The organism is Vibrio sp. 1180_3, assembly GCF_029478545.1.
Lineage (GTDB): Bacteria > Pseudomonadota > Gammaproteobacteria > Enterobacterales > Vibrionaceae > Vibrio > Vibrio aestuarianus.
Genome location: NZ_SJFM01000001.1, coordinates 170670 through 192159, shown reverse-complemented (window position 1 = coordinate 192159; position 21490 = coordinate 170670). Strand labels below are relative to the sequence as shown.

19 protein-coding genes are annotated in these 21490 nt (G+C 43.5%); 13 read left to right on the top strand and 6 right to left on the bottom strand.

Annotated features, from left to right (window positions below; all coding sequences use genetic code 11):
- Nucleotides 1–7 precede the first annotated feature (7 nt).
- From EYW48_RS00875 to EYW48_RS00815, 13 genes are read left to right on the top strand one after another with little or no spacing between them, the layout of a single operon-like run.
- The gene (locus tag EYW48_RS00875; RefSeq protein WP_274671593.1) at nt 8–523 is read left to right on the top strand and encodes an A24 family peptidase; all 516 of its coding nucleotides are present in this window, start codon (nt 8–10) and stop codon (nt 521–523) included.
- Between the two features lie 18 nt (nt 524–541).
- Entirely contained in the window at nt 542–1885 is a 1344-nt protein-coding gene (locus EYW48_RS00870) for an AAA family ATPase (protein ID WP_274671594.1), read from the top strand.
- Complete coding sequence (gene cpaB / locus EYW48_RS00865; RefSeq protein WP_168521162.1) at nt 1882–2631, top strand: Flp pilus assembly protein CpaB; 750 nt, start codon at nt 1882–1884, stop codon at nt 2629–2631. The genes EYW48_RS00870 and cpaB overlap by 4 nt, the downstream gene beginning before the upstream one ends.
- A gap of 8 nt (nt 2632–2639) precedes the next feature.
- Entirely contained in the window at nt 2640–4097 is a 1458-nt protein-coding gene (locus tag EYW48_RS00860) for a type II and III secretion system protein family protein (protein WP_053310836.1), read from the top strand.
- Between the two features lie 9 nt (nt 4098–4106).
- A complete protein-coding gene (locus tag EYW48_RS00855) occupies nt 4107–4376 on the top strand; it encodes a hypothetical protein (RefSeq protein WP_168521166.1) in 270 nt (89 codons plus the stop codon).
- Between the two features lie 15 nt (nt 4377–4391).
- Nucleotides 4392–5627, top strand: a complete 1236-nt coding sequence (locus EYW48_RS00850; protein ID WP_277431763.1) for a pilus assembly protein TadG-related protein — start codon at nt 4392–4394, stop codon at nt 5625–5627.
- A complete protein-coding gene (locus EYW48_RS00845) occupies nt 5624–6052 on the top strand; it encodes a TadE/TadG family type IV pilus assembly protein (RefSeq protein ID WP_277431762.1) in 429 nt (142 codons plus the stop codon). Before EYW48_RS00850 ends, EYW48_RS00845 begins: the two co-directional genes overlap by 4 nt.
- Nucleotides 6049–6516: a TadE family protein gene (locus EYW48_RS00840; RefSeq protein WP_261915168.1), complete on the top strand. Its 468-nt coding sequence runs from the start codon at nt 6049–6051 to the stop codon at nt 6514–6516. The genes EYW48_RS00845 and EYW48_RS00840 overlap by 4 nt, the downstream gene beginning before the upstream one ends.
- Before the next feature lie 9 nt (nt 6517–6525).
- The gene (locus tag EYW48_RS00835) at nt 6526–7746 is read left to right on the top strand and encodes an AAA family ATPase (RefSeq protein ID WP_053310840.1); all 1221 of its coding nucleotides are present in this window, start codon (nt 6526–6528) and stop codon (nt 7744–7746) included.
- 17 nt (nt 7747–7763) lie between these two features.
- A complete protein-coding gene (locus EYW48_RS00830; protein WP_053310841.1) occupies nt 7764–9230 on the top strand; it encodes a CpaF family protein in 1467 nt (488 codons plus the stop codon).
- A 2-nt stretch (nt 9231–9232) separates the two neighbouring features.
- The gene (locus tag EYW48_RS00825; protein WP_277431761.1) at nt 9233–10204 is read left to right on the top strand and encodes a type II secretion system F family protein; all 972 of its coding nucleotides are present in this window, start codon (nt 9233–9235) and stop codon (nt 10202–10204) included.
- A gap of 2 nt (nt 10205–10206) precedes the next feature.
- A complete protein-coding gene (locus EYW48_RS00820) occupies nt 10207–11148 on the top strand; it encodes a type II secretion system F family protein (RefSeq protein ID WP_277431793.1) in 942 nt (313 codons plus the stop codon).
- A 10-nt stretch (nt 11149–11158) separates the two neighbouring features.
- Nucleotides 11159–12181, top strand: coding sequence for a tetratricopeptide repeat protein (locus tag EYW48_RS00815; RefSeq protein ID WP_172531992.1), 1023 nt, complete (start codon nt 11159–11161; stop codon nt 12179–12181).
- A gap of 42 nt (nt 12182–12223) precedes the next feature.
- On the opposite strand, the gene EYW48_RS00810 is transcribed toward EYW48_RS00815, so the two are convergent.
- From EYW48_RS00810 to ygjJ, 6 genes are all read right to left on the bottom strand, one after another.
- Nucleotides 12224–13624, bottom strand: a complete 1401-nt coding sequence (locus EYW48_RS00810; RefSeq protein ID WP_277431760.1) for an O-antigen ligase family protein — start codon at nt 13622–13624, stop codon at nt 12224–12226.
- A gap of 169 nt (nt 13625–13793) precedes the next feature.
- Nucleotides 13794–14942 (bottom strand): HD domain-containing phosphohydrolase, encoded by a 1149-nt coding sequence (locus tag EYW48_RS00805; protein ID WP_176312461.1) that lies wholly within the window; start codon nt 14940–14942, stop codon nt 13794–13796.
- A gap of 125 nt (nt 14943–15067) precedes the next feature.
- Nucleotides 15068–16210: a chromate efflux transporter gene (chrA, locus tag EYW48_RS00800; RefSeq protein WP_176246662.1), complete on the bottom strand. Its 1143-nt coding sequence runs from the start codon at nt 16208–16210 to the stop codon at nt 15068–15070.
- Between the two features lie 110 nt (nt 16211–16320).
- A complete protein-coding gene (locus EYW48_RS00795; protein WP_080996370.1) occupies nt 16321–17631 on the bottom strand; it encodes an MATE family efflux transporter in 1311 nt (436 codons plus the stop codon).
- Between the two features lie 313 nt (nt 17632–17944).
- A complete protein-coding gene (gene ygjK, locus EYW48_RS00790) occupies nt 17945–20320 on the bottom strand; it encodes an alpha-glucosidase (RefSeq protein WP_277431759.1) in 2376 nt (791 codons plus the stop codon).
- 15 nt (nt 20321–20335) lie between these two features.
- Nucleotides 20336–21400 (bottom strand): protein YgjJ, encoded by a 1065-nt coding sequence (gene ygjJ, locus EYW48_RS00785; RefSeq protein ID WP_176312805.1) that lies wholly within the window; start codon nt 21398–21400, stop codon nt 20336–20338.
- Between the last annotated feature and the right edge of the window lie 90 nt (nt 21401–21490).

Here is a 21490-nt window from a genome sequence, read left to right as displayed (position 1 = left end):
ATTTGCTATGAATACTTACATGATGTTGGTTATATGGGGATTACTTATTGTTATTGCTATCTTTGACTTAAAAGAGAATCGTATTCCAAATAAATATTTATTACTGATTATTTTTTTTACGTCTATGCTTAAATTAACGAATCAAGAAGTCATATCAACCTCTTTTATTAATGGTTTTCTCGGTGCGAGTATAATGTTTTTTGGCGCATTAATTTTACACTTGATTAAAGCGTTAGCGCCTGGTGACGTCAAACTTTTAGGTTGTATTGGCTATTTAGTCGGATGGGGGAATTTAGCCACTACCAGTTACTGGTTAGTTATTGCTAGTGGAATGATTGCTGCTCTTTTTGGTCTTTTTATGGTTGCCGGTGAGGGTGCCATCATTCGCAGCAAAAAAAATCACTATCTCTCTCTTTTTTTAGGTGGCCGTTTTAATTTTTTTCATGGTGATACCGGTGGGAAATTACGTATGCCATTAGCACCTTCTGTGGTTGTCGGCCTAGCGCTTAGCCACTATTTTTGATTGTTATCTGGGGGCACTATGGAAAGTCATGCCAATAGCCAGCATAGGGAAATCTTAATTCCGCAGACCGAACCACCGAAAGTGCCCACCGCGTTTGATGAACTAAAGATACCTAAAGTTGTACTAGAAAACCTGCTGATCAAACACTTGGCCGCTTATCCAAAATCAGACCTGTTAGCTTTAACAAAGCTGATGGCGATTAGTAGCTATATGATCGAAGATCTACTCGCGAGTCTAAGAAAAAAATCACTGGTTGAAGTTTTCCAGCCGGATATTGGAAGTTTTGCGGCTCAATCTACAGGGCAAGTGCGTTATGGTTTGTCAGAAATGGGTAGCCAAGAGGCGGATGCCGCCTTCATCAAGGATGCCTATCTAGGTCCCGCTCCAATATGCCTTGCTGATTACCATGATATGGTTGAAGCGCAGGATGTGAGAAAAAATCCGATAACAAGGCCGGATGTGGAATACGCACTTAAAGATGTTTTAGGTGTGCAACGAATGATTTCAGTTCTAGGGCCTGCGATAAATTCAGGTCGAGCGTTACTTTTATACGGTGGTGCTGGGACAGGTAAAACATTTGTTGCAACACGCATTCTCAATTCATTAAATACTTCGGTTTACATTCCTTATGCTGTATATGCGGCAGGGAACATCATCAAAGTTTTTTCCTCTCAGCACCATCACAAAGTTTCTCAACAAGACAGCCAATCTATTGCTTACAAAGAACAGTATGATCGGCGCTGGGTTTTGTGTGAAAGACCCAGCGTACAAGTAGGTGGAGAGCTGACCATGGAGATGCTTGAAGTCAATCATACGGAACATAATCGTGTATGGATGGCTCCACTGCAAATGATGGCAAATAATGGCATTTTGATTATTGACGATTTAGGTCGTCAGCCGATGCCTGTGGATACTCTATTGAATCGCTGGATAGTGCCGATGGAGTATTTTTACGATTACTTATCACTACCCAATGGTCAACAAATATCCATTCCATTTATTTTGACACTCGCATTTTCAACCAATTTGGATCCTGAAAAGATCAGTGATCCTGCATTTCTAAGACGGTTGGGTTACAAGATTCAGTTCCAGCCGTTACCTCAAGAAAGTTACATCGAGCTTTGGCAGCGAGTATCGAAAAGTCGTTCGCTAGCCATTAATGATGCAGTTCTTGATGCGGTACTTAATCTTCATAAAAATCATAACATCGGCTATTTCCCATGTTTACCTAAAGATCTGATCGGTATTTGCAGAGACATTATTGTGTTTGAAGCCTCTGAACTGGTGTTAACGCCAGATCTCGTCCAACAAGCTTGGGAAGTGTATTTCACAGCCGATGGCAACGGAGGTGGTGCAAGATGACTAGAAAACAAGTGATAATATTGTTTTTATTGTCGATTTTATTTGGTCTTGGCGCTGTGTTCTTTGCCAAGAAATGGATGGAAGGACAGGCGCAACCTCAAGTTGAGGTCGAAGTTGTTGAACGTGAACCTGTCGTTATTGCAGCTCAAGATATTGAGGCAGGAGCCGTAATTGAAGAGCAACATGTGATGACTAAATTATTGGAGAAAAGTTGGCGCAATGACGATCAATTTACCTCTAGTGAATTGCTGGTTGGCAAAGTAGTTGCCACAACGATATATCAAGGTGAAATATTGTCATCGTTAAGGCTTAGCACGCCAGGTGAAGGGTCAACACTAGCAGCATTAATTCCAGAAAATAAAAGAGCGGTAACCATCCGTGTAAATGACGTTATCGGTGTGGCGGGTTTTCTATTGCCAGGTAACCGAGTCGATATTCTTAATACTATGAAGTATGGCGCTAATTCTGCAACCACACTGACTGTGCTTAAGGACATTAAAGTGTTGGCGGTTGACCAAACAGCGAAAACCAAAGAGAACAAGCCAATCATTGTTCGGGCTGTGACTTTGGAAGTGACCCCTAAAGAAGCGGAAAAATTATTGTCAGCTCAGAGTAAAGGGCTAATACAGCTTGCATTACGAAACCCTCACGAGCCTGAAGAAAAAGTGGTGAAGCGCTACATTCCACCGCCAAGCGTTACCATTATCAAAGGGACTAATTCTTCAAATATTAAAGTCAAGGATTGAGGTGGAATATGAAAATTATCACAACAGTATTATTGACCACCTTATTTATCTGCACTTCAGCTTTCGCTGTGTCACAAGTCGGTAAGGTGGTTAGTGTACCGCATCACAAATCCACTTATGTGAAACTCCCCGCCAAAGCTAGTAGGGTTTCTTTAGGTGACCCTGAAGTGCTGGATATTGTGATGCTCAAATCGAATGAGCTCTTTTTGATCGGTAAAAAACTCGGGTCAACAAACCTAATGGCTTGGAATCGAAGTGGTGAGTTAATTGAGTCGATTGATATAGAGGTGACACATGATTTGAATAGTTTGAAAGCCAAGCTATACGAATTTTTACCCGACGAGAAAATAGAGGTGCACAGTACTCAGAATCGCCTTATTTTAAGCGGTCAAATTAGCTCTCAAGCACAAATGAATATTGCATTAAGAGTCGCAGAAACGTACACCTCAGGTCAGTCTATTGATAAGGAAGGAGAGTCACTCAGCCAACAGGTTGATAAAACGGGTGTGATTAACCTGATGACTATTGGTGGTGCTCAACAAGTAATGCTTGAAGTCACGGTCGCGGAGGTTCAGCGCAGTTTAGTGAGAAAATTTGATGCTAATTTTGCCTTTTTTCAATCTAGCGGTTCAAATTTCAAATGGGGGGCATCTTCGGTTGCATCTGGAATTGCAGGGGCTACGCCTATTTTTGGTGTCCCTAGTATCGGCAATTACGGGATACTAGGCTCTTTTTTGGATGAGAATACTTTTTTTTCATTTTCATTAGATATGGCGAAACAAAATGGAACCGCAAAAGTATTGGCGGAGCCGAATTTAACGGCATTAAGTGGTTCCAAGGCTGAATTTCTCGCCGGTGGTGAGTTCCCTATTCCTGTACCCAATCAAGACGGAATTACCATTGAATATAAAGAATATGGTGTGGGGCTTAAATTTATACCAACCATTTTAAGCGATAAAAAAATCAATTTATCACTGGCGGTTGATGTCAGTGAAATTGCTAACTCAAGCGCTTTAACCTTAGCGCCCGGGGAAACCAATGGGACTTACGTTATTCCTCCGATCACGCGGCGCAGTGCCTCTTCGACGCTAGAGCTTGCTGATGGACAAACTATCGGTATCGCTGGTTTGCTCAGTGAGAATGTACGGGATGTGGCCAGTAAAATGCCGGGCTTTGGTGATATTCCAGTGTTAGGGCAATTATTTAATAGCCAAGAGTTTGTTTCCGGTGAAACGGAATTAGTGATCTTGGTTACCCCAAGGCTTGCACAGCCTATTGATAGAAACCGAATCACCTTACCTACCGATGCCTATGTTGAGCCTACCGATGTGAAGTATTACTTATTAGGTCAAGGCGCCTATATTAAAGCTCCGAATGCACAGAAAACAACAAAGACAGAAGAAGCAATTGAAGGGCTTAATAGCAACCAAGGTGGTTCAGAAGGGTCATTTGGCCACAGTCTGTAGGAGCAAAATATGAAGGTTCAATTAAGAGTATTGATAACTTTATTGACTATACTATTAATATCGGGTTGCGCCAATGAAACCAAGTTGGGGCATCATGTATCGCTCGTCCGTGCTGAGCAAACTTATAATCCTAAAGCATCACAAGATAATTTAGGTGTAGTTCCTACAGGGAGCGGTGAACGAATGGAAGGGGCGTATCAAAGCTATACCGGAAAATCTGAAAGTGATTTATCCAGTAGTGAAAGTGAAAGCCAATTCCTTGATGGGTTTAGTAAATGACCCTAAGGATGCATTATGAGCCACAGAACGAGATCGACATTAGCTCATAAACAGTCGGGATTAGTGTTGGTAGTGATAACGGCAGCGATGGTTGTTTTTATCGCAATTGCCGCCTTTGCAATTGATATTACCCATGTAGTGGTTAACAAAACACGCTTGCAAAATGCTTTGGATTCAGTGGCATTAGCCGCCGCCTCTATTGCCAACTCGACTCGCTCGGAAAGTGACACACAAGCTACGGTTATTCAGGTTTATCAGAAGGTAGTCGCGGCTTCGGGTAATGGTGAACTTGCACTTTCCTCTTCGGGAGATGGTGCCACGCTCAATTTATTAGCCACTGAATACTCATCGACACCCAATAGTGGTTTTTCTGCCGCTTTTCCCCCTTCATCAGCAGAACACATTTATGTACGAGTGAGTGTGAGTGGTTTAGGCATGCCCGAATTTCTCATTCAAGCGTTTAATTTGGAAAAGAGTGTTTCAGCCAGTGCTGTTGCTGGTCCGACTTATGTTAATGATACGACCAATATATTGCCAATTGGCATGTGTGAAGGTGATGAAGCGGGGCCTTCTGGTTACAGCATTGGAACAATCTATGAAATTAAGTCAGGCAGCCAATCATCAGGCGATGGATTAGGCGCAGGAAACTACCATCTGCTTGATATGGGCAGCGGTAAAAGTGACGTCAGTGATGCATTGGTGGGTAAAAATACAACCGTTGTTACTATTGGCGAAGACCTATATACAGAGCCTGGTAATGCTGTTGGGCCAACAGGAAGTATCGACAGCCGTTTTGAAGGGGAAACCTTGGACGGGATCTACTACCCGCCAGATCTGATCATCACCGAACCTAGCACGACCATCACCTTGGATAACCTAGCCAGTTACAACGACTCGGTTGATCCAGATAAATGGTCGTTCGATAAATATCAAACTGACACGAGCGAATGCCTGCTTGATGCTAATTGCGATAAAAGCGGAGCCGTGGCATGGCGGCGCATTCTTCCCGTGCCAATTTTAGACTGTGCATCCTCGACTAAGTCGGGAGGAAAAATCGAATTTCAAGTAAGCAATATTGGTTGTTTTTTCTTGATTCAGCGTTATTCCAGTAATTCTGGTGGGGCGGGTAAACAGAGTATTTTCGGTGAATTTATTGAGCATTGTAGTGTGGTTGAAGGGGGGATTTCGGAAACCACAACCGGTGTGACGCGCATGGTTCTCTTCAAGGACCCTGTAGGGGGTGGGGTATGAGTAGCGTTTCTCAAAAAGGGTTTGCTGCCATTGAGTTATTAATCGCACTGCCGGTTTTACTTTTAATTTTGGTCGCGGTAATAGAGCTATCACGGATGATGCTTGAGCTAAACACGCTCAATAAAGCGGTTCGTATTGGCGCTCGCTATGCGTCTACTCAAACGGATGCGTCTGGCTGTGGTCCTGTCATCGCGATTACTAGCGATATTCAAAAAATGGTCGTTTATGGAACCGTTAATGGCAATAAGTCGCAGCTACGTAATTGGCAAGTCAGTGATGTAGCGGTGAGCTGTGTCGATAATCAATACGTCACGGTGACGACCAGTTATCAGTTTAAACCAAGTATTGCATCGACATTACCATTTTCAGATGCCAGTTTAACGGTGCCGATGAGCTCTTCTTCGATCATGAGGATAAGTCAATGATTAGACGAATCCAACCTATTCAAGGTATCGCGGTGATCGAATTTACCTTGGCCTCATCAGTGCTATTTGTATTGCTGTTTAGCATAATTTCTATTGGCTACTTAATGTTTTCGCTACAGGCGATAAATGATGTCACCCGAAAAGCAGCCCGTTTAGCAGCCGTTTGTCAAATCAGCCAAAGTCAGCAAATTGCATCGTCAGTGGCCGCTAGTAGCGTGATTGCAGGGATTGATGCCGATAGCATTGAAATTGAATATTTAGACCAAGATGGTGCGGTGTTGGCATCACCTACCGCGCAAAATGTGAGGTTTGTCCGAGCAAGGGTTGTCAGCTTAACCTATCAATTGCTCTCGTTATTAGATTTTTTGGGTGAGAGTGGCTTGATCGATATTCCCAGCTTTGAAACGACCATTCCTAGTGAAAGTCTAGGTATTGTTCCGAATGGAACTAACACCAATTGTTAGGAGTTATTTATGGGTGAGGCCGTCCAATTTCCTCGAAACGATAGTAACAAAATAAGATTCAAAACCAATTTATCGATTTGGGTTATCTATTCGAGTGATGTTTTTAAAGTCCATATCCAAAATGAACTTGGACAATGTAGGAACGTGAACTTTGAGCTGATATTTCTTGCCGACTTAGTGGCCGCTAATCTTAGTAAGTTTTCTTCACCAGATTTGATCTTTGTCGAGACAGGGCTTAATTGGGCTCAAAAAGTGGTGGAATTGCATAACTATGATGACAATTCGTCAGAGCAAAATCATGAGGCCGCTTTGGTTGTTTTTGGTGATGAAAGTGATAGTGCGGCATTAAAAATGGCGCTGAGAATTGGCGCGGCTGACTTTATGTCAGACCAAGCCATGCTCGATGAATTCTTGCCGCTGTTAACAAATATCGCGGATGAAAAAGTGATGAATCGGCATTTTGGTGAGCTGTTCATCTTCTTAAATACCAAAGGAGGATCGGGCGCATCAACATTATCGGTCAATACCGCTGTCGACATCGCTCATCGCTATCCAGGCAAAGTGCTGCTATTGGATCTCGATTTGCAGTTTGGAACTATTGACGATTACTTGAACCTGATCCCTAGTTATGGGTTGTCAGATGTCATTGCCAGTGTCGCTGATCTTGATGAAGTCTCGCTTAATAGCCTAGTAACAAAACACTCCAGTGGACTGCACGTACTGAGTTTTAAACATGGAAATAGTCACGATAATTACGATAAAGCCAAAGATATCAGCAAACTTCTTCCTCTATTAAGAGAGATCTATCCCTTCGTTATTATTGATCTTTCGCGAGGGGTCGATCGTCTATTTTCATCGGTTATTTCTCCTGCCACGAAAATATTTCTCGTTACGCAACAAAATCTTGCGGCACTAAAAAATACTAGCCGTATCGCTAAGTCACTGGTGTTTGATTTTGGTTTATCAAAAGAGCAGATGGCGATTTTGGTCAATCGTTATGAAAAACGCCAATCTATCAAGCTCAAAGATGTTCAGGAAACGATTGAAGGGATCGATGTGCAAGTTTTTCCGAACGATTTTAAAGTTGCTGTTGAGGGGGCGAACTTAGGCCGTCCATTCGTCGAAACGAAGAAAGGTAGCCCATTATCCAAATCCGTTATCCAATTTGTATGTAGTCAGCTACCGGATGTTGAGGTTAAGCAAGGATGGTTTAAACGCATTTTCTCTTAGCAGAGCAAGGAGGCACTATGTTTTTCAAACGAAAAAATATAAGCACAGAACTTCAAGAAAAACTCGCAGCGGCAGAACGGCTAGAAGCTCAAGAGGTCAAGCCGAGTGTGGATGAAGGGGAAAATAGGGACCTTTTGCGACATGAAAAAAAGCAACAAGAATCAGAGGCAAAAGATCGCGCAGTCGATGAGGCGAAAAAACAGCTTAGCCAAGAATTAGAAACCAAACATTATTACCATCAAAAGCTGTTGGAGACGTTAGATCTAGGGTTGTTATCAAGCTTAGAAAAAGGCCGAGCAAGAAAAGACCTCCATGATGCAATAGTACAGTTAATGGCCGATGATCAGGCTCATGCTCTGAGTGCCGAAGGGCGTAAAAGGGTGATTAAGCAGATTGAAGATGAAGTGTTTGGTTTAGGGCCTTTAGAGCCACTGCTCAATGACCAAACGGTTTCCGATATTTTAGTTAACGGCCCCAAAAATGTGTTTGTTGAAAGAAAAGGCAAACTTGAAAGAACACCCTACACATTTTTAGATGAGCGCCACCTAAGAAACATCATTGACCGAATTGTCAGCCAGGTTGGACGCCGGATTGATGAGGCATCTCCAATGGTAGATGCCCGCTTATTAGATGGCTCTCGTGTCAATGCGATTATACCGCCTCTCGCCTTGGATGGTTCGTCCATTTCTATTCGCCGTTTTGCTGTCGATCGGCTGACGATGGATAACTTACTTTCGTTTGATTCACTCTCAAAGCAAATGGCCACCTTCGTTGAAGCTGCAGTGAAAGGGGAGCTCAACATCTTAATTTCTGGTGGTACAGGGTCAGGAAAAACTACCACTTTGAATATCTTTTCAGGGTTCATTCCACGCGATCAACGAATTATTACAATTGAAGACTCCGCCGAACTGCAACTTCAACAACCTCATGTTGTGCGTCTAGAAACCAGACCGGCTAACTTAGAAGGCAAGGGTGAAATTAGCCAGCGAGAGTTGGTGAAAAACTCATTACGTATGCGGCCTGATCGCATTGTGCTTGGCGAGGTTCGTGGTAGTGAAGCCGTCGATATGCTGGCGGCAATGAATACTGGGCATGATGGTTCCTTGGCGACCATACATGCTAACACACCAAGAGATGCACTCAGCCGTGTTGAAAATATGTTCTCAATGGCTGGGTGGAATATTTCGACTAAAAACTTACGCTCTCAAATTGCATCGGCTATCCACCTTGTTGTGCAGATGGAACGTCAAGAAGATGGTAAGCGTCGGATGGTGAGTATTTGTGAGATCAATGGCATGGAAGGTGAAGTGATTACCATGTCAGAGCTGTTCAAATTTAAGCGACAAGGTCTTGATGAAGACGGGAACGTGATCGGCTACTACACTTCAACTGGTGTGGTACCAAGCTGTCATGATCAGCTCTCTAAACGTGGCTTTCATCTGCCCTTTGAGATCTTTAATGAAGATTTCCCACAGGAGAGATAACCATGGCAACTGATGATATTACTTTTTTCTTGGTGTTGTTGTTTTTCGCGGTGGTGTTTATTTCTCAAGCATTAATCCTTCCCGCCGCAGGTTCTAAAGCCAAGCATAAAGAGCTGGCTAATCGTCTCAAAGCCACACACTCCAATTTGGATGAAGAAACGCAGACGTTACTTAAAGAGCACTATTTAAAAAGTTTGTCACCGATTGATCGAAAATTGGTGTCGATAAAAATACTGTCTGAATTTAGAAAGTCAGTTGAATTGTCAGGCTTGCATTGGACGTTAGCGCAAACTTTAGGGATAACTACGTTGATGGGCTTTGTGTTAGCGCTGGTGGTTTTGATTATTGGTCAGCCATGGTTTGTCGCTGTTGCCACATTTATCGGTTCTTTCGTCGTGGTTCACTTTTATATCCAGAAAAAAATATCCGACCGACTAGCAAAGTTTGAATCACAATTACCAGAGGCTCTTGATGTTATTCGACGCATGCTACAAGCCGGACAGCCGGTGACACAAGCGTTCAGTGAAGTCGGCAATGAAATGCCTGATCCTGTCGGTGTTGAATTCAAGAATACCTTCAATTTGCTTAATTATGGCTACGATATGCGCTTGGCGATCATGCAAATGGCGGATCGTACCCCGACGGTATCGATGCTCGCCTTTGCCAGTGCAGTATTGCTGCAAAAAGAGACTGGGGGCAATCTCTCTGAAAATTTAGACAAAGTAGGGGCTGTATTACGCTCGCGTTTTAAGTTAGCCAGAAAAATCAAAACCATCTCCGCCGAGAGTCGCATTTCTGCTTGGATATTGGTGCTATCGCCCTTTGCTCTCTTTGTTGGTTTAGCCATTTTTAACCCAACCTATGTTGAACCTCTGTATATGGATCCTCGAGGGATGAAAATCGTCAGTATCGGGGTGGTGAGTCTTGCGATTGGCGCAGTGTGGATCCGTAACATTATCAATTTTGAGGTGTAATGATGGATAACATACTCAACATTCTCTCTAGTTTTAACTTGGATGAACAGACCATGATTCTGAGCCTCATTCTTGTTTCCGTATCTATGCTGGTTTTAACGGCGGGTTTTATTGTTATTGGTTCTAAATCGCCGCTTAAACGTAAACTTCATTCACTGCGAGAAAGTAATTCGTCAGGAACATTAAGAAAATCAGAGCGGTTTGGTAACACATTGGAATCGCTGGTGCCCATTGTGGCGCCTAAAAGTGGCCGTGAACGGGAATCGATTCGTCAAAAGTTGATGCATGCGGGCTTCCACGACAGCTCTACTCTTACCTTTTTTTATGCGGTAAAAGTGATGACATCAGCGGTTGGTGTCGGACTTGCTGGTGGGGTGTTTTTTTTCCAGCCTGATCTCGCTCATCGTGATTTATTGATGATAATTCTAGTCGCTTTGGGTCTATTTGCCCCTAACTTTGTGTTGGGGCGTATGGTCACCAAACGGCAAAGAAGAGTGAGAGCAGGGGTCCCGGATGCCTTAGATTTACTCGTGGTTTGTACAGAATCGGGGCTTGGGTTTAAGGCCGCACTAAGACGTGTTGGTGATGAAATGCTGATTTCTCACCCGGATTTTGCCGATGAATTGCTGACAGTATGTGCCAAAATTAAAGCGGGTGTCGAAATGTCTGATGCCTTTCAAGAGTTGATTCAACGTACTGGTGTGACGGAAATTCAAGGGCTAGTCAGTATGTTGGCTCATGCTTCTCGCATTGGTGGTAGTTTATCTAAAACATTAAGGGATTACACCGAAGATTTTCGTGATAAACGTAACCAAGAAGTGGAAGAAATTGCAGCGAAGATACCCACTAAAATGATATTTCCATTGCTTATGTTTATTTGGCCATGTTTCTTCATTGTTGCTGTGGGACCCGCCATCATAAAATTGCTAGACGCATTAAGCTAATGGAGTGGCTATGAATATCAATAAATCAAATTACATTGTTGGATTATTAATATCGCAACTGTTATACGGATGCGCTTCACAACCCAAAAATTCAGACTTTAACGAAGCTCTATACAGTGGAAAGCCGATTGATACCTTGACCTCTGAGGCGATGCCGTTGAATGAGAAAGAGGCAATAATGCGCGGTGATCTCGCCTTGCAGAATAACAATGTTGATTTAGCCTTGTATGAATATATTCGCTCACTGACCTTTCCCCAAACACAGTTTAAAGATAAAACGCTCTACAATATTGGACAGATACACAATTCGAAAGGTAACCAAGAGCTTGCTGAACGAGCCTACCTATTAGCGCTTGATGATAATGCCAATAATATAAAAGTATTGGAGCAGCTTGGGATGATTTATATGAAATCTGGAAGCGTTGAGTCTGGTTCGACCTATTTTTATCGTGCGCTTAATGCTGATCAGGTTCGTTTAAATAGTGGTAAGAGTATTAGTGCGAATCAAGAACTAACGGTAGAAGAAGTGTCAGCGTTGTCAATTGACAACTATTCACCAGCTAAAGCGTATATGGGTATTGGCATATTGGCGGATATAAAAACGCATCATAAATTGGCGCAAGCTTTTTATAATAAAGTTCTGCAAATCGAACCAAAATCAGTCGATGCCTTGCTCAATACTGGTTACTCATATTACATGGCAGGAGATTACAAAACGGCTCAACGTTTTACCGTTCTCGCGTTAGAGAAAGAACCCGATAATGAAAAAGCGCAAAATAATTTGGCTCTTATTTATTTGGCCAAAGGTGAAGAAACTCGTGCTGTTAACGTATTTATGCGTCATATGGATGCCGCCGAGGCTTTGAATAACGTCGGTTATTTCTTGATTTTGCAGGGCGAATCAGAAAAAGCTATTCCTTACTTACAGCAAGCGATTAATAAGAAAGCATCCTATTACGCGATTGCGAACCAAAACTTAGAAAGAGCGTTGGCTGAAGTGAGAGCCAAAACAGATAATAAGCCAACAGAATAACAGTTGTGGTCGTTGTTAATGCTTTATGGCCGCTAAGTAATCCTAGTCATGATAGGCATTTATAAAAGGCGGCTGAAGGCTTTGAGGGCAATTTAAGCCTAACCAAAATTTGGGCTTTAATTGCTCATTCACAGTCAGAATCTCATACCTATCCCAGCGGGTATACATCTGTTCTGCGACAAAATAGACGCTACAAATACAGATCAATATGATGATTTGATGCGGAACAGTACGCCACTTGCAGCATGAAGTCTTGCCCATTTTTTTGTATGAACACCAAAACAGAGCTAATGCGATGATGGCCATTAACTGACTGAGAGCATTATCTAAGACTGATGAAACCAAACTATAAGCTATGCCGACAAGAAGGTTGATACCCATCATTCTTTGAAAGCGTTTTTTCGTTTTAATCACACTCAGCAGTAGATAGATTGATATACCGATAAAGCCAAGGCTAGGAATGAGGCCCCAATTGACGAGCAGCAGTAAAACTGAATTGTGTGGCCCGTAATACCCTGTAGATTTACAAATATAGCCGTCGCCCCCCAATCCCCAAAAGCTTGATAGTCTCAATACTTCTTGCCAAATATCCCACCTTCCTGAAGAAGAAGTCCGAATTGAACCAAGCTCAAATGCTTGGTCTGAAAATAACATGGAGGGAATAGGGTACAAAAAGAGTAGTTTGATTGCATAGCCGATCAAGATAGCTTGCATTACGATAGTTAATATCTGTTGGCGTTTTTTCGGTTCTAACCATATTAACAAGACAATACCGCCAGTTAATGCAATTGCCGCCCCTCTCACATCGGTAATGATCAATAATGCCGCATCAATCGATAAGACAATTTTGAGTAGAGTTCGAGCTTTGGGCGTACGTGCAATCAGGTAAAGATACAGCGCCGGAATAATTAACCAAATATGCAGGCGATTAAGAAAGCGAATGTTCGCAAAACCAAATACGGAATGTACGCTAAGTGGGTATGTGAAGTAGACCTGTAACCAGATCATAAGTGCAATAGAAAGCATCAATAATAAGCTTATCCATACTAATGAGACCAGTAATTGACTTTTATGGTCAGAGATATAAATCATTAGTATGGGGGCGGTAAGCAGCAGCGTTAAAGTAAAGAAGAAATCAAGATGAGCAAGCCAAAAATAGTCACTAACAATGTTAGATATACTGGCAAAAAGAAAAATGGCACTGATTAATAATTGAATGTTTTTCGGAATGCTTGAGAGTGTTGCTATCACATTTGCTCGCACAGCTGCGCTAAATATGAGTAATAGAGAGCTGAAGATAACGATTGAACAGACAAAATATCGTTTGGAGTCATACAGCAGCACTAGGTTATTTCTTGGCATGAAAATATTGAAGCTGAAAAGAAATAGACCTAATAACACGTAAATATAGAGGGATTTTGATAATTGCTTTTCAATATTCAAATTTCATGATCCATTTATTATCCCCTTCCTACTTGAAGTCGCAGCGGTGTTGGCTACATTCGCTCACCCCAATCACATAGTTTATCTATGCTCATGGGGATGAACTCACTTGCCGCCTACCTGTAACTTCAAGCTGTTTGGGTATATTTCATTATTTATTCAGGCACTATTAATTTATCCTATCTTTGGGGTCCATTTCAGGGTGGGCGGCTATGACTTGTTTAAGATAGTCTTGATGGTAGCGCAGCGCATTAACACAATGCCTATCCAGTTTTCCATCGACAACCATCTTTTCTAGCTCTAACAGTGCAAACGGTACAGACCATGCTTGTTTATACGGTCGATGACTGGTGAGCGCGTCAAATACATTGGCTACAGCGATGATACGAGCTGAAACCGGAATATCATCTTTACTTAAACCGTAGGGGTAGCCACTACCATCTAAAAATTCATGGTGATAAGCGACAATCTCTTTCAGTACTGATACGCAAGGGTGATGAGGTGAACCCACGTCATCAATAATATGGTTAATGATATCAATCCCTTTTTCGATGTGGCCATAGAGTTGTTGGCGTTCGTTGGCCCCAAAGGTTTCCGTTTTCAATAACATCGAAAGTGGTAACGAGAGTTTTCCTATATCGTGATATCGAGAAAACTGCGTAATGTTGTCAATCATCTCATCATCTAGCTGATAAATATCGGCAACCTCAGTAGCAATCACTTTGGCATAGCTGCTGATCCTTACTTGATGTTCTAGGCTTTCTTGTAAGTGCTTAGGTGAGCGCTGCTGGGTATGACGCGCCGTTTCTAAAATCGTATGGATTAAATGATACTCAGAGCAGACAGCAAAGCGCACCATGTCAATAAAGGGCTCTAATGTTTCTTGGAGAGATTCACTAAAATATTGTGCTTGTTTAGAATTGAGGAAGATGAAACCGATAAAACAACCATCGTGATAAGTTGGTATCGCCATTGAGGAGATAAAACCTTGTTTAATCAACCACTTTGTGTGAGGGTGATTTGGCTTTAGTTGACTCGGTATATTGCCAATGCTACGAATTTTTTCGGTTGTTGAGCACTCTTTTAAGGCCGGTAAATCAGCAAGGGGAAATTCATAATGCTGTAGCTCATAAGCGTTGTATGTGCTGTCTGCGTAAGTTTTAAGATGCTCGGAGTCTGGGTCGTACAATGCAAAAGAAATACGATCAATATGAGGGACACTGACACGCAATCGGTCATGAAGGTCGGACAGTTGCTTATTGAGTGTACCGACATGTTGAAAAAATGAATGATCACCATTTTTGCTGTGCGTGTCCATTGCTCGTTCCTCTACCCTTTATTCGCCAGCTTATGGGGCTGAAAATTTTTATGCCTAATGAATAAGTTTAGGATAGAGAAGCGAGGTTTGTGGGAAATTACTCAAATAATTTCCCTTTGATTGATCTAGATTAGCTCAACAGCGATGCCACCCAACATAAAAAAGATGACCATCCAAATAATCGGCAATTTAAGCTGTCTTAGCAAATAAAAACCGATCAGAATAAGTGCCATATCTACGCTAGCTGACACGGCACTGCTAAATACAGGTTGATAAAGGGCTGCTGCCAATAACCCGACTACGGCAGCGTTCACTCCATTGATTGCGCCAGCGATTTTGGGTTGATTCGCCAATGCTTGCCAGTTTTTTAACACACCTAAGAGCAACAGAAACCCCGGCAGAAAAACCGCTAGGGTGGCGAGTATCGCTCCAAGAATAGGCGAGTGTGGTAAAAGTTCGTAGCCAATATAAGTGGCGAAAGTGAACATTGGCCCTGGTACAGCTTGCGCCGCAGCATAACCGGTTAAAAATACATCTGAAGAGAGTTGGTCGCCGACTAAGTTTTGTAACAAAGGAAGTACGACATGACCACCGCCAAAGACTAAACTACCCGCTTGATAGAAATGGTTAAACAGCGCGAGTTCAGGCATAAAATGAGCGACTAGAGGCAAGCCGAACAGTAAACCGACAAATAGAATTAATGGTAACACTGAAGGGGAGAATGATTTTGTCGGGAGTAAATCCTGGCTCGGTAGCCATCTTGCGCCAATGAGAGCTGCGACAATCAACACACCGATTTGAGTACTAATACTGGGCGCAATCAGCAACATCACCGCTGTTGCAACGCACAAAGCAACGGCAATGCGATGGCTACAGAAATTTTTGTACATTCCCCAAGTCGCATCAGCGACTACCACTACGGCAAGCAGTTTTAGGCCGTGAACAATATGCTGGAACAGCGGCATTTCAGTCAATTGGCTACTGACCATCGCCAACAACACCATGATGATCACTGAAGGCAGAGTAAAGCCAATAAAGGCCGAACATGCTCCGAGTAAGCCGCCACGTTGATAGCCGACCGCAAAACCAACTTGGCTTGAGCCAGGTCCCGGCAGGAACTGACTTAAAGCAACGAGCTGGGCGTACTCTTTATCTTCGAGCCACTTTAGCTTGTCGACGAACGTGTTACGAAAATAGCCAATATGCGCCGCAGGGCCACCAAAGCTAATCCATCCAAGCCAAAAGAAGGTTTTGAAAATCGTGAACATGGGTGAAAGTACTCAAAGTTTGGTATAGAACTACTTTAAAGGCTCGATTTTACAGATTCAAATTTATTGATTAAGCAATTGTAAATCAAACCACTTTAAAAGAAGGATGATTAACTGAGCTTAAACTTGGTCCATGCTTTAGATCGCCAACGTTTGCACATGATAACGCCACGAAACCATTCGTCTACGGAAATCGCGACCCACGCTCCCACCACGCCCCATCCCCAATGCAAACCGAATAAATAGGTCAAACCAGCACCAAAGATCCACATGCTCAATATGCCCATTTGTACCGGAAAACGAATGTCACCAGCACCTTTTAAGGCTGCGATAAAAATCAGGTTAAATGCTCGTCCTGCTTCCATCACAATCGACCCTGTAATCAACATGGCAACTAACAGTGTGATTTCTGGATCGGAAGTGAAAAGGGCAATAATATCAAAACGCAACAGGTAAATAGAGACGGTTAACGCCGTTGAAACCAGAAAACCGACCACGAAGTACTTCTGCACTTTAGTCAGAATTTCATCCACCCAACCTTTACCGATATAATAGCTAGTTTGAATTTGCCCTGCTTGCCCTAGTGCTACTGAAAATGCAAACGCAATGCGGGCAATATTTTGTGCATAGGTAAATGCTGCCAGTGAAGCCGTGCCCATTTTCACCACGAAGAAAATCACCGTCAGTTGCATCATATTGTAAGAGAGGATCTCGCCAGCATTCATCATGCCGATTTTAATGATCTTCTGGTAAAGTTTTTTCGGGATGATGTTCCATTCTGAAAATGGCAAAGCAATGTGATAGTGCTTTGCAGTGAAGTACAGCAATATGGTGCTGACTATTTGGCTAAATACCGTTGAAATGGCTACCCCTTCCACCCCATAAACTGGTAAGCCAAACGGTTGGAAAATAGCAATATAGTTACCAATGACGTTGAGCAAGCCCGCAAATAAGTTAATAAACATCGGAGCTTTAGAGTAGCCATTACTGCGTAAGATTGTCGCAAACACGATGCCAATGGTAACGTTTACCGTAAAGCTGCCACTGATGATGAGATACTCATACCCGTATTGGGCTACTTGTGCTTCGAGTCCATAGGCGTTCATCACCGCATTAGCACTTAAAAATGAAGCTAAACTCAAAGCACTGCCAATAGCCAGCCCCAATAATAAGCTTGCGATATTAACATGTGCCGATTCACTTTGGCGGCCAGAGCCATTGTACTGACCAATCAGAATGCCCGTGCCGCTGCTAACCATCATCGATACAATCAAAAGAAAGAAATTGATTTGAGTAATTACCCCAACCGCAGAGACAGCCTTGTCTGAATAGCTACTAAGCATAAAGACATCGCTAGTGTTAATTGCGGTGCGCAATAAAATTTCGATGAAAATTGGCCAAGTTAAGGTGACGATATTCATTCGAGTATTAAGATCGATACTGCTTTTTGTCATGGGTTATAGCTCAAAAGAGAAATCAAATATGGTCAGGAATGACCACAAATTTTTTGGTGGCGAAGGATTGCACAGAATTTATCCTATTGTGTTAATTAACGGAAAGGAATTCGCTTTGAAACGGCGATACGATGTACTTACCCCTAAGCTTCGATTTATGTATCTTCTGTTCAAAGTCAATAAAGCAGTATCCATGATTTCAGGCTATGATTTGTATGATGATGCTTCTTCTTTTTTTTAAAAAAAAAGCGCCATTTATAGGCGCTTTAGTCGAGAATAATTAGTGAGTGTCAGTAAAGAAATCGTTGTAAAGCATGTACAAGTGAGCCGCACTCCAAGAGAAGTTTGGTGCACCTTGCTGTTTACCGTTTAGTGGGTTGTAGTTCTCACGGATAGGGCCGTCTTGTACTAAACCATCGGCGTGGTCAAAGAACGCGCTTGCCATTTCAATCGCATCGTCACGGTAACCGTAGCTGTCCATACCTTTTAGGCCGAAGTAGAATTGGTCTACCCATACGCGTCCACGCCAGTAAATATCTGGGCCGAATGCTGGGCTAGAAAGCGCCGCTGTGCCCAGTGGAACGTAGGTGTTGAACTCAGATGTATCTTTCATCACAGAGACAACCGCATCAGCGTGCTCTTGAGTTGCCACGCCGTTGAATAGTGGTGACCAACCTTCAGGGCCTTTGCCACGTTCTACAATCGGTTTACCTGCACAGCCATTGGCGAGTGGTTTGTCTTCGATGCGAATGTCGTAAAAGAAGTTAGTGCCTTCGTCGAACATACAAGTGTTGATGTAGTTCGATAGGTGCTCCGCTTTTTCGCGGAACTCTTTCGCTTCAGCCTTTTTACCTAGAATGTCAGCCATTTCTGCTAGGTACTTGTTATCGCTGTACATGTAGCTGGCTTGGTCAACAGACTCTTGCAGTAGTGAATAGCCTAGCAATGTGCCGTCTTCAGCGCGGTTTTGAGCGAACTCAACGTCCCAATCGCTGCGCTTGCCGCCGTTAGCAACGTATGCGTCTAGCTGATCTTTATCGATGAAACCAAATGCTGCGGCATCGTCACGACCAGACTCCCAAGAAGCGGCTGTTTGAGCTGGGCTTTCGATGCGATCGTAATCACCTTTAGCCATCACTTCATTTAGTGCTTTTTGGCCAATGATGGTCTCGTGTTTATCGCCACGAACTACGGTGAAGTACATTTCGCCTTCAGGTGTGTTGTGTGCTTTGTCGCGCGCTGCACCATATTCAGGTACACCGTTGCCGTTGTGATCACGGTTACGTAGCCACCAATCATGGTACGCGACTAGCTTTGGATACATTTCTTCCAACCAAGCTTTATTGCTGGTGGTCTTGTAGACTTCCATTACCGCCCAAGCAGCAAGGCTAGGCTTAGTGTTACGCTCGTTCCAGTTGCCACCGTCACCGCCACGTTCAGGGCTTAGGTTGTAAGCGAGTAGATCTGGTACGTAACCTTCATCCCAAGGACGAACCGCATCGTCTGCTTGGATTTGGTAAGCGAACATCGCGCGGATGTTGTCTTTTGCTACGTCTGGGTTGAAGTGAGCCATTGCGTAAGCTTGCTTCCATGTGTCCCACGGCCAAGTTTGGTTGCCTGAAAACCAACGCGCCGTTACTGATGGGGTCACAGAATCAAACTTCATTGCACCTGCTGCGCCACGCCAGTTACCGTTTAGGGTTTCCATCGCTTTAACCGCAACACGCTCTTGTTCTGGCGTTGCATTCGGGTTGGTCAGACCCATCTCTAGGTAACCTTCCCAACGTGCTTCAGATGCGGCTAAGAAGTCGGTAGGGTTTGCCATGATCTTTTTGATTTTAGGTTGTTCCGCTTGCGCTTCTTTTGCGGTTAGCACATGCGAGTATGTGGTGTAGATGGTCGTTGATTGTTCAATGCTTGCGGTTGAAGTAAACGCTAGGCCATCCACCTTGGTTTGGGTTGGAATCGATTTATGAACTTGGTACTCAGACTCACCTGAGGTCAGTAGATCCCACGTTGAACGTACTTTACCGAACGTTACCTTTAGGCCATCATCTGTTGCAATGATTTGACGGTCGTACTCAGGGTAAGTCTCTGCAATGGTTTTATCGGTTTGCGCTACGCCTTCTTTCGCGTGTGTTTTTTCAAGCAGTTCTCCATCCCACACTAACTCAACAGGAGAGTCTGTGGTGACTTTAGTCTCTAGCAGAGAGGTACGGTTAGAAGCAAAACGCATCGTCAACTCGACCGTTACGTCATCTGATTTGAGTATCTGAACCAATGCGCCCGGTAAGCTGTAAGCTTCCATGGTGAACGCGACTTTTTTGCCATCTTTGAACACGCTTAGGCGGTCAAAGTTATCAGCCATGAAGTTGATGTACTCTTCGGTAAGCAGTGCAGTCCCTGGGAAGCCCCCCATGCCCTCTGCTGTGTCTGGTAACAAGTGACCGTGCCATGCTCCTAGGTCGAAGAACGGGTTGAAGCGTTGATGGTCATCGAAGTCGTAGTCACGCATGTATTCAGGTGAGCCAGTACGGTCGATAACGTTCTTAAATTGGTTTGCTTGAAGCTCTTCAGAGCCTGTATTTGACGCGCAACCAGTAACAACAAGTGCTGCACCAATAGCGATAGCTGCGAATGATTTGTTCAGTTTCATAGTGAGTTCCTGTTATTACCAGTAGAAGTATTGCATTGCGAACACTTGCGCGTCGCCAATTTCAGTGTCGCTGCCGACGCCAAAGCGGCTATCGAAAGCAGTCGCAAACGCGCCGTTTCCGTATTCGTACCAAACACCGGCATTGATGTAAGAGGTGATCTCTTTGTCGCCATTGTCGCCATCAAAGTTTGCGTAGTTGTAAGCGGCTGATAGGTAAACGCCCTGAGCGGCTTCGTACCAAGCACTGGTTTGAAAGCCTGATTCACTACCGAACGATTCTTGGTTGCCTTTGTCTGTGTCGTGCCATACGCGGGCTGCCACATTTTTGTATTCCACCCCCAATAATAGAAGTTCACCGCCATCGTTATTACGAACTTCACCGCCGCCCATTAGGGTTAAGCCGTCAGTAAGGTCGTATTGAAGATAGCCATTGACCATGGCGTTCTTATCTTTCCATTGGTCTGCGAATCTGTCGTATTTACCGAAGTGAATCAGAGCATCATCTTCAGAGAAGTCAGATTCTGGTGCGAAAGAAACGCTGTAGCGAAGCTTGCCTTCTAGGTTTTGAATTTTTATACCTACGTTTACATCACGGGTGTTTGAGATCGTATAGCCATACTCAACTGTTGCATCTCCCCACCATTGAACATCATCCAATGAGGAGTCCATACGACCTACGATGAATTCAGTTTTACCATCGGTGCGGTAGCCCGCGTAAAAGCGGTTAAAACCACCTTCAAAGCCACCCCAACTATGGCCTGTAGCCCATGGATTCCCTTCATTGTCGACTTGTACTGTCCACCCTTCTAGGTAAGCAAGACCAAACCAGTTACCATTGTCGATGGCTAAACCTGCTTCTATGTAAGTTCCATCGGCATAACGACCTTTGTCATCACCTTCTAGTGCAACATGACCACCAAGGCCAAGTTCACCATAAAAGTTAAATAGGGTTTCAGTTTCTGTTTTAGGCGGCTGAGTATCACTGTGGTTTGCTGCGGACTCTTCCGCGTGAGTAGTGGTGCTTAAGGCAGCAAGAATACAGCTTGTAATAAGAGTGGTTTTAGTAAAACTACTTTTCATTTTAATCACTTCTGTGTCGGGGCTATGAATGAAGGTTCGCAAGCAGTTCTGACTTCTAATATGGGGTGCTCTTCAGGCGTATTGGTCAGG

Coding starts and splice junctions, on each gene's coding strand:
- EYW48_RS00795 (WP_080996370.1), bottom strand. CDS start 17,631: ATGAATATCGTCACCTTAACTTGGCCAATTTTCATCGAAATTTTATTG.
- EYW48_RS00845 (WP_277431762.1), top strand. CDS start 5,624: ATGAGTAGCGTTTCTCAAAAAGGGTTTGCTGCCATTGAGTTATTAATC.
- EYW48_RS00870 (WP_274671594.1), top strand. CDS start 542: ATGGAAAGTCATGCCAATAGCCAGCATAGGGAAATCTTAATTCCGCAG.
- EYW48_RS00840 (WP_261915168.1), top strand. CDS start 6,049: ATGATTAGACGAATCCAACCTATTCAAGGTATCGCGGTGATCGAATTT.
- EYW48_RS00825 (WP_277431761.1), top strand. CDS start 9,233: ATGGCAACTGATGATATTACTTTTTTCTTGGTGTTGTTGTTTTTCGCG.
- ygjK (WP_277431759.1), bottom strand. CDS start 20,320: ATGAAACTGAACAAATCATTCGCAGCTATCGCTATTGGTGCAGCACTT.
- EYW48_RS00805 (WP_176312461.1), bottom strand. CDS start 14,942: ATGGACACGCACAGCAAAAATGGTGATCATTCATTTTTTCAACATGTC.
- EYW48_RS00860 (WP_053310836.1), top strand. CDS start 2,640: ATGAAAATTATCACAACAGTATTATTGACCACCTTATTTATCTGCACT.
- EYW48_RS00875 (WP_274671593.1), top strand. CDS start 8: ATGAATACTTACATGATGTTGGTTATATGGGGATTACTTATTGTTATT.
- EYW48_RS00850 (WP_277431763.1), top strand. CDS start 4,392: ATGAGCCACAGAACGAGATCGACATTAGCTCATAAACAGTCGGGATTA.
- ygjJ (WP_176312805.1), bottom strand. CDS start 21,400: ATGAAAAGTAGTTTTACTAAAACCACTCTTATTACAAGCTGTATTCTT.
- cpaB (WP_168521162.1), top strand. CDS start 1,882: ATGACTAGAAAACAAGTGATAATATTGTTTTTATTGTCGATTTTATTT.
- EYW48_RS00815 (WP_172531992.1), top strand. CDS start 11,159: ATGAATATCAATAAATCAAATTACATTGTTGGATTATTAATATCGCAA.
- chrA (WP_176246662.1), bottom strand. CDS start 16,210: ATGTTCACGATTTTCAAAACCTTCTTTTGGCTTGGATGGATTAGCTTT.
- EYW48_RS00830 (WP_053310841.1), top strand. CDS start 7,764: ATGTTTTTCAAACGAAAAAATATAAGCACAGAACTTCAAGAAAAACTC.
- EYW48_RS00855 (WP_168521166.1), top strand. CDS start 4,107: ATGAAGGTTCAATTAAGAGTATTGATAACTTTATTGACTATACTATTA.
- EYW48_RS00820 (WP_277431793.1), top strand. CDS start 10,207: ATGGATAACATACTCAACATTCTCTCTAGTTTTAACTTGGATGAACAG.
- EYW48_RS00835 (WP_053310840.1), top strand. CDS start 6,526: ATGGGTGAGGCCGTCCAATTTCCTCGAAACGATAGTAACAAAATAAGA.